General features: G+C 63.9%; 11 protein-coding genes. 3 read left to right on the top strand and 8 right to left on the bottom strand.

Annotation, left to right across the window (positions count from 1 at the left end; all coding sequences use genetic code 11):
- Positions 1–422: 422 nt before the first annotated feature.
- Both ACFVVC_RS11080 and ACFVVC_RS11075 read right to left on the bottom strand, forming a co-directional pair.
- Positions 423–1232 (bottom strand): VOC family protein, encoded by an 810-nt coding sequence (locus tag ACFVVC_RS11080; protein ID WP_387452663.1) that lies wholly within the window; start codon positions 1230–1232, stop codon positions 423–425.
- Between the two features lie 633 nt (positions 1233–1865).
- Positions 1866–2171, bottom strand: a complete 306-nt coding sequence (locus ACFVVC_RS11075; protein ID WP_387452660.1) for a hypothetical protein — start codon at positions 2169–2171, stop codon at positions 1866–1868.
- A gap of 217 nt (positions 2172–2388) precedes the next feature.
- Between ACFVVC_RS11075 and ACFVVC_RS11070 the strand changes: the two genes are divergently transcribed.
- Both ACFVVC_RS11070 and ACFVVC_RS11065 read left to right on the top strand, forming a co-directional pair.
- On the top strand, positions 2389–3627 hold the full coding sequence (locus ACFVVC_RS11070; RefSeq protein ID WP_387452657.1) for a DDE-type integrase/transposase/recombinase: 1239 nt from the start codon (positions 2389–2391) through the stop codon (positions 3625–3627).
- A gap of 792 nt (positions 3628–4419) precedes the next feature.
- Positions 4420–4611: a hypothetical protein gene (locus ACFVVC_RS11065; protein ID WP_387452654.1), complete on the top strand. Its 192-nt coding sequence runs from the start codon at positions 4420–4422 to the stop codon at positions 4609–4611.
- Between the two features lie 57 nt (positions 4612–4668).
- On the opposite strand, the gene ACFVVC_RS11060 is transcribed toward ACFVVC_RS11065, so the two are convergent.
- The 6 genes from ACFVVC_RS11060 to ACFVVC_RS11035 form a co-directional block, all read right to left on the bottom strand.
- The gene (locus ACFVVC_RS11060; protein WP_387452651.1) at positions 4669–5067 is read right to left on the bottom strand and encodes a helicase associated domain-containing protein; all 399 of its coding nucleotides are present in this window, start codon (positions 5065–5067) and stop codon (positions 4669–4671) included.
- Positions 5068–5856: 789 nt separating this feature from the next.
- Positions 5857–6030: a CsbD family protein gene (locus ACFVVC_RS11055; RefSeq protein ID WP_387452648.1), complete on the bottom strand. Its 174-nt coding sequence runs from the start codon at positions 6028–6030 to the stop codon at positions 5857–5859.
- Positions 6031–6153: 123 nt separating this feature from the next.
- Entirely contained in the window at positions 6154–7236 is a 1083-nt protein-coding gene (locus ACFVVC_RS11050) for a glycerophosphodiester phosphodiesterase family protein (protein WP_387452645.1), read from the bottom strand.
- 621 nt (positions 7237–7857) lie between these two features.
- On the bottom strand, positions 7858–9519 hold the full coding sequence (locus ACFVVC_RS11045; RefSeq protein WP_387452642.1) for an ATP-binding protein: 1662 nt from the start codon (positions 9517–9519) through the stop codon (positions 7858–7860).
- A 134-nt stretch (positions 9520–9653) separates the two neighbouring features.
- Positions 9654–10064 carry an STAS/SEC14 domain-containing protein gene (locus ACFVVC_RS11040; protein WP_387452639.1) on the bottom strand — a complete coding sequence of 137 codons (411 nt, stop codon included), beginning with the start codon at positions 10062–10064 and terminating at the stop codon, positions 9654–9656.
- A gap of 89 nt (positions 10065–10153) precedes the next feature.
- Complete coding sequence (locus ACFVVC_RS11035; RefSeq protein ID WP_387452637.1) at positions 10154–10657, bottom strand: hypothetical protein; 504 nt, start codon at positions 10655–10657, stop codon at positions 10154–10156.
- A 263-nt stretch (positions 10658–10920) separates the two neighbouring features.
- Between ACFVVC_RS11035 and ACFVVC_RS11030 the strand changes: the two genes are divergently transcribed.
- Positions 10921–11385, top strand: a complete 465-nt coding sequence (locus ACFVVC_RS11030) for a hypothetical protein (protein ID WP_387452634.1) — start codon at positions 10921–10923, stop codon at positions 11383–11385.
- Positions 11386–11519 lie beyond the last annotated feature (134 nt).

Below are 11519 nucleotides of genomic sequence, written 5' to 3'. Positions count from 1 at the left end.
CGGAACTCCGCCCCATAAGCCGTGGGCATGGTCAACATCCTTCCACGAGCACAAGCTCGCTAGGTCAAGGAGTCAACAAAACCGGGGGCAGTCCCGAACGTCAGTCCGGGTTATTCAAACCATCGGCTAGAAATGCGTAAACGTCCGGCGGTGGATGGTGATCTCGTTCTCGGCGTGGGCCGTTGTTGCCTTTCAATTGTTAGCCCGGCAGGGCGCATGTTGGCGACCCCCCGAAATGCGCCGGGCAGATTTGGTGGCTTTCTCGCCAGTCCGGCCGGTGACGTCTCCTGGTGCGGACATCCCGGCCTCGCTGATGGAATTGACCAGCCTTTGGAGGCTCTCACTATTTATAGCTGTCGTCATTCGCGTTAGGGTCCGCTGAGGGTAGCCAGCAATCGTGGTACCGGTTACCCTCGGGTGTATCAGGCCTGGTTGGTGTCTGTGGGCTGGTTGGCGGGTGGTTGGATGATGCCGAAGACTTCGCCCTGGGGCCCCCGGAGGACGGCCATTCTGCCGAATGGGCTGTCGGTGGCAGGGAACAGGACCCCGGCTCCGATGCCGGTGGCTAGCTCGATCGTGGCGTCCGGGTCGACAACGGCGAACCACGTCAGCCAGTAGTTGGGCATTCCCTCGCCCAGAGAGGTGTCGTGACTGATACCGCCCACGGTCTGAGCGTCCACGGCGCGTTCGATGGTGGCGTAGGTGAAGTCGTCCCCGCCGTCGATGTCGGTGTAGGTGTAGCCGAACACCTGGGAGTAGAAGTCGCGGGACCCTTGGTAGCTGCGGGTGTGGAGCTCGTTCCAGCTCACGGATCCGGGGTCGCCATATCTGGCGATGCCTTGGTGTGCCTTAGCCTGCCAAAGCCCGAACGCGGCGCCGGCGGCGTCGAAGGCCACGGTCATCCGGCCTTGGTCCATCACGTCGAATGGGGGCATCATTAGTGATCCGCCGGCTTCGGTGATTTTTCCTGCGGTGGTGTCGGCGTCGTCAACAGCGATGTAGGTGCTCCAGACCGAGGGCATGGGACCGGCGTTGTCGGGTTTCGGGCCGATCCCGGCCACAACGGATCCGTCGAGGAAGGCCATGTGGTAGCCACCAGCGTCGGGTCCGGCGTCCTGAATGTCCCAGCCGAACAGGGTGGAATAAAAGCCGGCGGCGGCCTTGACGTCGTCCACCTGGGCATCGACCCAATTCGGGGTGCCTTCGGGCCAGGGTTCGTTGCGTACGGGCATAATGATCCTTTCAGAGCGGCGGCCGCCGCGTGAGGCAGCTGAGTAGAAGGTTGTACAGCCCAGCATTCCATGCGTGACCGGCAGATGGAGACCAGCCGGGGAAAAACATGGTGAACTGCCAGAACGATGCGGGACTCGACCCCCAAGGGCAGGGGTCAGGGCCGCCTGTGGCACCGGGTCCGGCAAGATCTCGCGGCGGCACCGTCGGCCAGCCCTCAATCTTCCGACAGTCCCCCATGGTGGGGGAACATACTCCCGTAGCCCGACCCGGAGGCCCCAATCCCCGTCAGGACGGTCCCAGCGTGTCCTCAACGTCGTGTAGTGAGTCGAAACTTCCAGAGTTCCCGGGATTCGATCGGCAGCTGGCTCCAGGAATTCCCTCGGTGGGCGTTAGGTGCTTCACCGGAGGGGGGAGTGGTTGCACTGTCAACAGCATGATTGACATGGCTTATGGTCTCAGGGCCCACCACCAACACCGCGCCTATGACGACGGCCACGAAGATTGTCCGGAAGCGGTCATGGTTGTTAGTAATGCCGTAGGCCTGCATGGAAGCCTCAATTCACTTCAAGGTGCTCATGCGCTGCGGTGCGCCAAGTGGCCAGCGCCCACAATCAGATACCGGGTGGCCGGCGCTAGAACTGGTCGGGAGAATCCACCGATTCTCCGACGGTGATTTCCAGGTCTGCCGCAGGCTTGCTGCCGACCGAACCGATAAACGCCTGCAGTTCGGGGTTAATGAAAGACTCGACGAACGCGGCTTTCGAGGTCCAGTTGTCGGTGACGAAGACGGGCCCGTCGCCGATGCCGAACCTATGGTCAATGGCGCCGGCACCCTGGGCCCGGGAGCTCACGGCTTGGAATTCGTAGGCCCGTTCGCTCAGCGCCTTGCTGAACGCGGCGGTGTCAGCGAAAACCTTCACGCCGACAAGGATGGACATGACACGGCCTCCTTGGCCTTGATCTTCTTGATTGGGTGTCCCATTTTCGGTCACCCTCGGTATTGATTCTTGCGAGGAAAGAATAGGCCCGGAAACTGGTCGCGTCGAGGGGCGCGTTGACTCATGGAAAAGGTCCGCGGAGCAGGATACGTTGCCTCATTGGAAAAGGTCCGGGAAGAGGCGGGGCGCGGACATCCTTGAGGGATGGGGACTGACGATGAGCCAGCGCAAGGCCGTCACGGTGATCAAGGCCCGGGCGTATGCCCGCGGGAGCCGGCTGGAGAAGGTGCGGATCCTGGACGAACTGGTGGAGCTGACGGGCTGGAACCGGGACTACGCACGGCGGGCTGTGCGTCAGGCTTTGGAGCTGCGGCCGGTACGACCCCGTCAGCATCGGCCCCCGGTTTATGGTCCGCGGGTGATCGAGGCGCTGGTGGTCTGCTGGGCGGTGCTGCGGAGCCCGGCCGGCAAGAGGCTGGCGCCGATACTGCCGGTGCTCGTGCCCTTGCTGCGCCGGGACGGGGAACTGGACCTGACGGACGCGGAGGCGGTACTGCTGATGCGGATGAGCGCGGCGACAATCGACCGGAAGCTTGCACCGGAGCGGGCGAAACTGGTGCTGCGGGGCCGGTCGCATACCAAGCCCGGCTCCTTGTTGAAATCGCAGATCCCGGTGAGGACCTGGGCGGACTGGGACGACGCGGTGCCCGGGTTCGTTGAGATCGACCTGGTCGGACATGAAGGCGGCGTGGCGTCCGGACAGTTCTGCTTTACCCTGACCGTGACTGATATCGCGACCGGGTGGACGGTGAACCGGTCGGTTCCGAACAAGGCCCAGAAATGGGTGTTCGCAGCCCTGCAGTACGCGCTGGGCCGGTTCCCGTTCCCGATCCTTGGGATTGACTCAGACAATGGGTCCGAGTTCATCAACGACTACCTGCTGGAGTACTGCCATGCCCGGCAGATCACCTTCACCCGGTCCCGGCCGGGCAACAAAAACGACGGCGCCCATGTGGAACAGAAGAACTGGGCGCGCGTTCGTGAGCTCGTGGGCTACTACCGATACGACACCGCGGCAGAGCTGGAGAAACTCAACGCCATCTGGGAACTCGATGCGCTGTTCACGAACTACCTGCTGCCCCAGCAGAAGCTGCTTTCGAAGGAACGCCACGGGGCCAAGGTGGTCAAGAAACATGATGCCGCCCTCACCCCGCACCAACGCGCCGCCCGGCATCCGAACGTCCGGAAGCGGCCCGTCATCAGCATGAATGCCCAGTTCAAACGCCTCAAACCGGCGGCATTGTCCCGCCAAATCCTGGCCCTGACCGGACAGCTTGAAGCCCTCAGTCAGGCCAAAGCTGCTCCCCGCGACTACAAGATCAACACCTGGTTCAACTCGTACCCGAAACGGACCTTTCCACATGAGGCAACGAAGCAGTCTTCCCGGACCTATTGACGTGAGGCAACAGGGGGGGACCTGCCCCCTCAAAACCCCTTATCTTCGTGTGGTGGACGCTATTCGGTAGACAACTCTCCCCTCAAACAGGAGCCTCTGAACGCCGGGAGAACCGCTGGCCACTCGGTGGTGTTGGAGACGGAGGCGCGCATTTGTTCGGTGCAGTCTCCGATATGTCGGCTCTAACACTAGAGGCGGCGATCCATGAACTGATGGATCCTGCCTGGATTGCTGTCTTTGACCCGTCTCAGGAGCGGGGCCCGCCCGGTGACGGCCTGTTCGGCGTAGAGTTCACCGGCGTCCACTCCGGGCTGGACGGCCGACCCGGTTCACCGTCGTCCACCCCGGGACCCCATCATCTTCCACCCCTGCCTCGTGGGCCGACGACCCAGCGGATTCTTCAGCCTCCCCGGCTGAGCGCGCGTCCTGCTGGTCTTCGGAGGCGTCAAGCGCCAGCAGTTGCAGGTTTCGCTGTGGCTGGTTGAAGGGCATCATGGGATTGCCGGAATGAGGGCTGCCGCGATTGGAGAATGCCATGCTCAGGGCACTGCTATGCAAGCTGAACATTCACCACGACTGGCACGTCGAACACGCTGAAGATGGCAGCCTTTTCAGCCGCTGCCGCCGTTGCGGCAAGGACGACGACGAGCGTAGCAAAGGAATCGGCGGAGAATTCAGCGGTTGGGCGGGGCCCGTCGGAGGAGGCGGAATCTAAACAACCCTGCGAAAGTGGCCTGCTTCCATCTGCCGTGCTTATGGTGCTCTCTTGCCCAATTTCAGGAGAGGACTGCCATGGCCGCTAAAGAGTTCTTCGTGCACCGCCACCGGGACACGTTCATTGAGGAAGACCACCTCAATGTGTGGAAGCCGATCCCGTGGGGAGAGCTGGATGCGACCATCCAGATCGACCAGGCCGACGGGGTGACGGCGGCTGTCTCGTACCCGGGCCGAGCATGCCCCGGCCCTGGCGAGGGCGATCCTTGAGGCGGTGGGCCTGGGCCCCCGGACGGTCTTCGAGGGCGAACTGCCCGAGCTGTACCCCTAGCTTCGTCCGACGCTTAGCTGAGTCCGACTGTTTGCTCCGCGCCGCGGCCTGCCGTGCTGCGAGCCGGGGATGACGTCGTTGAGCCGGGCTTCCTTGGACTCGTCGAGTTTGCCGCCCCGCCGTGTTATGCGCTGGGTGTGGAGCCAGATTCCCAGGGAGCGTTCCTCCTGGTCATCGGTCTTGTTGTGCAGGGGCCAGTCACGGCGGGCAGCCAGGTACGCTGCGACTTCCTCGAGGCGATGCGCCCAGCGTGCCTCATCGGCGTCGTGCTTCGTGGGTTGGTCCGGCCAGCCGGAATCGTGTCGAGGGTACGGGCGTAAGCGGGTGAGAGGGACCCTGCGGCGGCCTCCTTGCGGCGCCGGGCCAGACACCCGGCAGCTTCGACTCCCGGGCATCACGACCGGTTACAGGCAGCCGCTTCTCAGCGTCCCAGAACGCCAGAAGGTCATTCAGGGTCCGCTTGCCGGCCGCCGTCAGGCGTGCCGGAGAGGGCGGCAACGCCTTTCGATGCTCTTCACGCAGGCCCGGGGCGTGCTTCCCGGCCATGGTCAGGTGGTACCTCACCACCGATCCGGCGACTCCCGCGCCGGCGGCGATTTTCGCAGCCGGGATACCTTGCCGGTACATCAGGACCCACTCCGGAACCGGGTTCGGCCCGCTTGATCTTGGTCACTGGTCTGAGGGATTGGTCTTCACCGGGGCGGCACGCTTGAGCTCGGCGATCTTGAGTCGGAGGAAAACGATGAGCAGAACGAGGGCCTATGCAACCAAGATGGCCAGGACGATCATGACGAAGACAGAGATGGCAACGAGGGCATTGACCACCGGAGCCGCATTAGGCGGGCTGCGTTTCGCTGCCCGCCTGACTGGATTGCCGAGGCCGTGGTCCGGCGGAGAGTGCGGTGAGGGCGATCAAGCCTGCGGCGCCTAGCGCCGCTTGCCGCCCCCGACCACGTGGCTTGCTTTCCCTGTCACCGAATGTGGTCGCAACGGCGGTAACGATGCCGCCCCTCTTTGACCGCTCAACCTTTGGCCCCCGGATGCTCGCCGCCTCCACTGCGATATTATCCCGGCGACGTCCGTTCCGATGGCTGATATTGCGGTTCACGGAGTCTCCCGATCGTGGGCGAGGACACGAAAAAGGCGCGCCCCGTTCGCTGAGCGCGCCCTTCCGATGATGCCTCTTACTGCTTGAAGGCGTCTTTGGCCTTTTCGCCGGCCTGCTTCAAGTCACCCTTGGCCTGGTCTGCTTGGCCTTCGGTCCGCAGGCTTTCGTCGCCTGTTGCGGCGCCGGCCGTCTCTTTGGCCTTGCCGCCTGCCTTCTTGGCAGCGTTCTCAATCTTGTCGCCCAGTCCCATGGTGTTTCCTCCTCTGGTTCGGCAGCCGTTCGCATTCGGCTGGAACTATACTAAGCATGCTTAGGATCCGGTTGGCAAGTCTGACGAGCAGAGGCTGAGGGCCTTGAAGCGCTGCCGGTCAGGCTACTTGGCTGCCGACATGCCCGGTTCCAGGGTGTACTGCTTGGGCAGCTTCAGGGACCGTTCCGCCAGGACGTCGCGCAGCTGGTCCGGGTAGTCGGTGATGACGCCGTCGACGCCGTCGTCCATGAGCTTGCGCATGGTGGGCTTGTCATCGACGGTCCAGGGGATGACCTGCATGCCCTTGGCGTGGGCGCGGGTCACCATGTCGGCGTTCACATAGGGGACGTAGCCGGGGTCGGTGACCTTGCCGTTCTGCGGGGTGCCGTGCACGGGGGAGATGGCGTCGAAGCCAAGGGAAGCCGCGGCGTTCACGAGGTCCCCGCCGAAGTCGTCCGCGTCAATCCCGCCGAGCCAGGGAGACTTGCCGGGCTGGCCGGCCTGTAGGAAGTCCTTGTTGGTCAGTGCCACGGTCCGCATGCCCGGGTCACGTTCCTTCACCAGGCGCAGCGAGCCCCAGTCGAAGCTTTCAATGGAGACGCGCTCGGCCATGTGAGCCTTATGGATTTCACGCAGGGCCACCTCGACGAACTGTTCACGCGGGGCTGTCTGCTCTGGGGCGCCGGCTTCAACTTTGGTTTCGATGTTGAACTTGACCTGGCTGGCCCGGTAGCGGTTGGCGAGGTCGAAGACCTCTGCCAGGGTCGGCATCTTCGCGCCGGGGGAGGCCTGCTGGCCGGGGAACTGGGGCAGCGTCTGGGAGCCGCAGTCCAGGCTGCGGACCTGGTCGAAGGTGAGGTCCTTGATGTACTTGCCAACGTACGGGAAGGCGGGGTCGCCCGGGGTGACGGGTGCGGTGTCGAGGCATTTTTTGCCATCGATCTTGCGGTCGTGGGTGATGACTTCGCGGCCGTCCTTGGTGATCTGCAGGTCCATTTCCAGGGTGCTTACGCCGGTCTCGATGCCCTTGGCGAAGGAGGCCAGCGTGGATTCGACGGTCAGGCCGATGCCGCCGCGGTGGGCCTGCAGGTCGAAATGGTTCTCGGTGCCGTTGGGGTTGGTGTCCGCGGCGTGGGCCGGGAGGGATGTTCCCAGGGCCAGGCCGGCAGTGATGGCGGCCGCGGTCAGCAGCTTCGTGTACTTCATGGGTTCTCCAGAGTTGGGGTTGTGGTGAGGTGCCGTCATCGGCGTGGGCCGGGTTACGGCTTGCGGCCGGGGCCGAGAAAGGCGAATGGGGGACACGGCCATGCGGTCATGACCGCATGGCGGCGACGATCTTGGGGATGATCGTGGCTATCGACACTAAGGCGCCATGAAGCCCGGGCACGCACCCACACACCGGGGTTATTCATGCCTTCGATTAGTGTTCATCGGCCGTTCGGTGGACTGTGTCCAGATGTTCCGTCCCGATACCGTAACCCCCGTCAAACCGTCACCACCGTGCCCTATTCGTTCGGGGCGACGACGCCGTCTAGCCATCCGACCGGGTGTATGAGGCCAGGAGAGAACCGTCACCGAAAGACGTGCTCTGGTGAACCGTCTGGCGTAATGCGGCGCTGGTGCAGTCCAGCCCCCGGACAGCTTCTCTTGCCCGTGCCATGGCATCCGGGACGTTGCGGCCTTCCACCGTGAACCGGCCAGCTCCCTGGTCGGTCACGTATTCGAGAAGAAACGGCATAACCCAGACCATTGCAGACACCCACTGATGGGCGTAGTGCCTAAAGACACCTGTCCGGCCCCGGCGACAGGGTCAGCGGGACGCGCCCGTCAGGTGGTCGCCATCGACGGGGCGTCGAGGTCGGCCGCCGGAAGTGTCAGCGCTGCGGTCGTGCCCTCTCCGGGCCTGCTCGTGAGGGTGATGTAGCCGCGGTGGTTTTCGATGATGGATTTGGTGATTGCAAGGCCCAGCCCGGCGCCCGGAATGGTCGAGGAGTGTGCATTCGCGGCGCGGAAGAAGCGGGTGAAGGCCTGGTCCACCTCTTCCTCGCTCATGCCGACCCCGGTGTCGGTGACTTCGCAGCGGAGTTCGTGCCCGGTCGTGTCGATCGTGACGGAGACCTTACCGCCCCGCGGTGTGTATTTGATGGCGTTGGAGATCAGGTTGTCAATGGCTTGGCGGAGCCGTTCGGGGTCAAAGTAACCCGTGGCAGTTCCCTGGGCGACCAGGTCCAGGGTGACACCGTCGGCCTTCGCTTTAAGCTCTGCAGCCTCGACGCTGTGACGGACGACTTCGGCCAGGTCCGCGTGCCGGGGCTCTATGGTCAAGGCGCCGGCAGCGACGGTGAGCAGGTCGCCGACCAGGTGCAGGAGCCGTTCGGCGTTGCGCTTGGCCACGGTCAGGTAGAACTCCACCTCGGGATCAACATTCTCCTCATCCAGGGCCAGGTCCAGGTAGCCCAGGATCGAGGTCAGCGGCGTCCGCAGTTCGTGGGAGACGCTGGAGACGAACTGGTCCTTGGCCGAGAGTGCTTCGACCATGGCTGTGACATCAGTGAACGCCATGACCGCTCCCCGGTGTTCGCCCCGGGAGTCCCGGATCAGCCGGCACGTCGCCGAGTAGGCCCTCTGGATGGTCCCGTTGTCGGCCCAAATCAGTTCGTCCGTGAAGGACTCTCCCCGTGCTGCCCGGAACCCGGGGCGTCGTTCGGGAGGAAGTGGTTGCTTCCGGTCAGGGCCGTAGACGGCAAAGCTCGGCGGCTCATCAGTTAACTGCCTGCCGGTGACGGTCCCGCCGAAATGGCTGCTGAATTGGTGGTTCGCGAGCACCGCCTGACCGTTGGCGTCGACGGCGCAGACCCCGACACTCACGGTGTCCATGACGTTGGTGAGCAGCCGCTCCCGGTCCTCGCTGGCGATCAGGAGGTCCCTGACCTTGCAGCCCTGGGCCTCCAGCTGTTGTCGTTGGAGCGTGAGGGCGCTGGCGATTCCGTGGGCGGTGAGCGCGATCGCTCCGAGAATGACAGGCAGCAGCACGATCCGGATGAAGTCCGGGCCCTCGAAGCCCGTACCCAGGATGACAGGCGGCAGCACGGCGCTGAGGAATGTGGCGACGACGGCGTAAAAGACGCCGCTGCGGCGCCGGTCCGCCGCCAGCCACACGACGGGAAAGACCAGGAGGAAACCCAAAACGGTGAGGTACTGGTCAGCAGCCTCCCGGGAGATCCCAACAGCTATACAGTCAAGGACCGGGATAATGAGCACAACCCGTTCCGGCAGCCGACCCCACGGCACCAAGGCGCAAACGGCAAGCAGGAGAACATGACTTCCCAGGCTGTACAGAAATGGGCCGGACACATCGAGTTGCGGGTGCAGGAACATCGTCAGGACGGTGACCAGCAGCATCGTCACCGACAGTGGCAGCTGGAACAACACCGCCCGGCCCCGGGGACCCAATGTTCGGTAGTACGCATATAACGGCTCAAAAAGCATGGCCTCCCCTTGTCCTTGCCTTGATCGCCTCTCGCGTCAAAACCTACCCCGTTCAGCGCGCAATCAACAGCGATGCCGCTCTAAACACAGGGGTCCGCATCGGGAGAGTCCCCAACTGCGTGAAGTCTGACCGTTCAGCCGCCGGACAGCCAGCTCAGTGCCGTGGCTTCAGAGGTGAAGTACCGGGTGGGGCGCTGGGGCCGGTGGACGCCCGTGAAAAAGCTGGCGATCACCTCGTCCACGGGGGATTCACCGAGCAGCGCCACCCGTGAGACCGCGTGTGGATTCGCGAAAACGTCCCTGGCCCGCGATGAGGTGTTCCCCGCGTTCCGCATATCGACCAGCAGCGGCCTGTCATGGTCCGGGCTGATCAGGTTCATCATTGTGACGGCTGAGACGGCGTCCTCTTCCTGCACGTAGGTGCCCGGGGCCCAGATGAGGTGGAGGATCCCGTCCAGCCGAAGACTCAGAGCGGCCTTGCCGCCGGCCACCGAAAACACTTGACCGTGCGGATCCCCGGCAGTTCCGGGGGACAAGAAGCCCATGGCGTCCAACGTACCGCAGGCAAACAGGTTCAGCTCGGGACACGACGGGACCCACAGATCGCCCCGCGCTCAGGGCGGTCCCGGCGGGTTCAGCGGGTCCTGAGGCGAATGGTCCGGGCGTGGTGGATGGCGGCCAAGGCCACGGCGCTGGCCGTGAGCCTGAATGCGTGGACCCGATACCACCTGGTCAGCAGGGGCCTGCGCTCGACCTCACTGAGAGGGTGAGGGCTGAAGAACAGCTTCGGGTTCAGAAACCGGAGCACATACGCGGTGGCGGCGGCGCCTGCGGCCGAGCTGGTGGCGGCCACGACCAGGGAGGCCCTGGTTTCGGGTCTGCCCCACCCGGTGGTGAGTGCACCGATAGCCGCGGGTGCGTTGAGAGGGGCGAGAGGCACGTAGTACCGGCCCGGGCTCCCGGCCCCGAAAGGAGATCGGGGAAGTTCGCGGCTAGGCTCTGCTGAAGCCACACGGTCGGGAACCTTGACGAGGACCTCATAGAGATTGCCGAAGAACCAGTGCGCATGCGTGAATTCAGCGGCATCCAGGAGTCGGTCGGCCAAAACATCGCGGGAAACCCGGGGCATCTGTCTCATGCCGACAATCTACGCCTCCGACCCCGGAACCATCGGGAGTGGGCGCCGCAGGCAGGTCCGGTCCCTGGATCACGGCTCCTGGTCAGCTTGATCCGGTAGCTGTTTGAGTGCGCGCACCTGGGCGGTGAATACCTCTGTCCCAGCCAGCACCGGATCCCTACAATCGTGGTGTGACACGTTGTGGGGCAGCCGTCTGGCCGCCCCCATATGGAAGTGATTCTGGGCCTTCCGACGGTATTGAAAACTGTCGAACGAAGAAGACGATGAAAGCATTCGAAAAAATCAGGACCAGCCGCAAGGCTGCCTTCGTGGTTGCCGCATCTGCCGCCATGGTCGGTGGGGGATTGGGCGTCGCCGCTCCGGCATCCGCCTATGGGAACACTGCCGTCTACCAGATTGAGCTGTCGGCAAACGTCAGCGGTCATAACGGCGGCGGCGTATGGCTCTGGATCGAACTGGACCAAAACGGCACGGGCGATTACAAGGGATCAGACTGCGGCCACGCAGGACAAGGGGCCGCGCCCGACTCAGGTGACGTGACCTGGACAGACACCGGAGGAACCCTGACCATCACTGGAGTCAAACTCAACGGGTTGGGAGGCTTCCCGACCACCATCACGGTGCCCGACACCTACGGCCACTACACCGGAACCATCGGCAGCTACCTGACGCTGCCAGGCTTCATCCCGCCGTTCATCGGGAATACGCAGCTCCAAGTCGCCCCATAGCGCGCAGGGCTAAGGACGGATCCCACCAATCGGAAGCCATGAAAGACACGGAGCTGAGGTAGTGGGCCCTGCGGAAACATCCCAGAGCCCGCTACCCGGAGCCCCAAGGAGCAGCTGCGAACCCTGAGGCGCCG

The organism is Pseudarthrobacter sp. NPDC058196, assembly GCF_042882685.1.
GTDB lineage: Bacteria > Actinomycetota > Actinomycetes > Actinomycetales > Micrococcaceae > Arthrobacter.
Note: the sequence above shows the minus strand (reverse complement) of the source record. Positions and strands in the feature narration are given on the sequence as shown.

What these genes read in the sequence shown, in the direction of transcription:
- ACFVVC_RS11080 (WP_387452663.1), bottom strand. Translation starts at nt 1,232, where the DNA reads ATGCCCGTACGCAACGAACCCTGGCCCGAAGGCACCCCGAATTGGGTC.
- ACFVVC_RS11075 (WP_387452660.1), bottom strand. Translation starts at nt 2,171, where the DNA reads ATGTCCATCCTTGTCGGCGTGAAGGTTTTCGCTGACACCGCCGCGTTC.
- ACFVVC_RS11070 (WP_387452657.1), top strand. Translation starts at nt 2,389, where the DNA reads ATGAGCCAGCGCAAGGCCGTCACGGTGATCAAGGCCCGGGCGTATGCC.
- ACFVVC_RS11065 (WP_387452654.1), top strand. Translation starts at nt 4,420, where the DNA reads ATGGCCGCTAAAGAGTTCTTCGTGCACCGCCACCGGGACACGTTCATT.
- ACFVVC_RS11060 (WP_387452651.1), bottom strand. Translation starts at nt 5,067, where the DNA reads ATGCCCGGGAGTCGAAGCTGCCGGGTGTCTGGCCCGGCGCCGCAAGGA.
- ACFVVC_RS11055 (WP_387452648.1), bottom strand. Translation starts at nt 6,030, where the DNA reads ATGGGACTGGGCGACAAGATTGAGAACGCTGCCAAGAAGGCAGGCGGC.
- ACFVVC_RS11050 (WP_387452645.1), bottom strand. Translation starts at nt 7,236, where the DNA reads ATGAAGTACACGAAGCTGCTGACCGCGGCCGCCATCACTGCCGGCCTG.
- ACFVVC_RS11045 (WP_387452642.1), bottom strand. Translation starts at nt 9,519, where the DNA reads ATGCTTTTTGAGCCGTTATATGCGTACTACCGAACATTGGGTCCCCGG.
- ACFVVC_RS11040 (WP_387452639.1), bottom strand. Translation starts at nt 10,064, where the DNA reads ATGGGCTTCTTGTCCCCCGGAACTGCCGGGGATCCGCACGGTCAAGTG.
- ACFVVC_RS11035 (WP_387452637.1), bottom strand. Translation starts at nt 10,657, where the DNA reads ATGAGACAGATGCCCCGGGTTTCCCGCGATGTTTTGGCCGACCGACTC.
- ACFVVC_RS11030 (WP_387452634.1), top strand. Translation starts at nt 10,921, where the DNA reads ATGAAAGCATTCGAAAAAATCAGGACCAGCCGCAAGGCTGCCTTCGTG.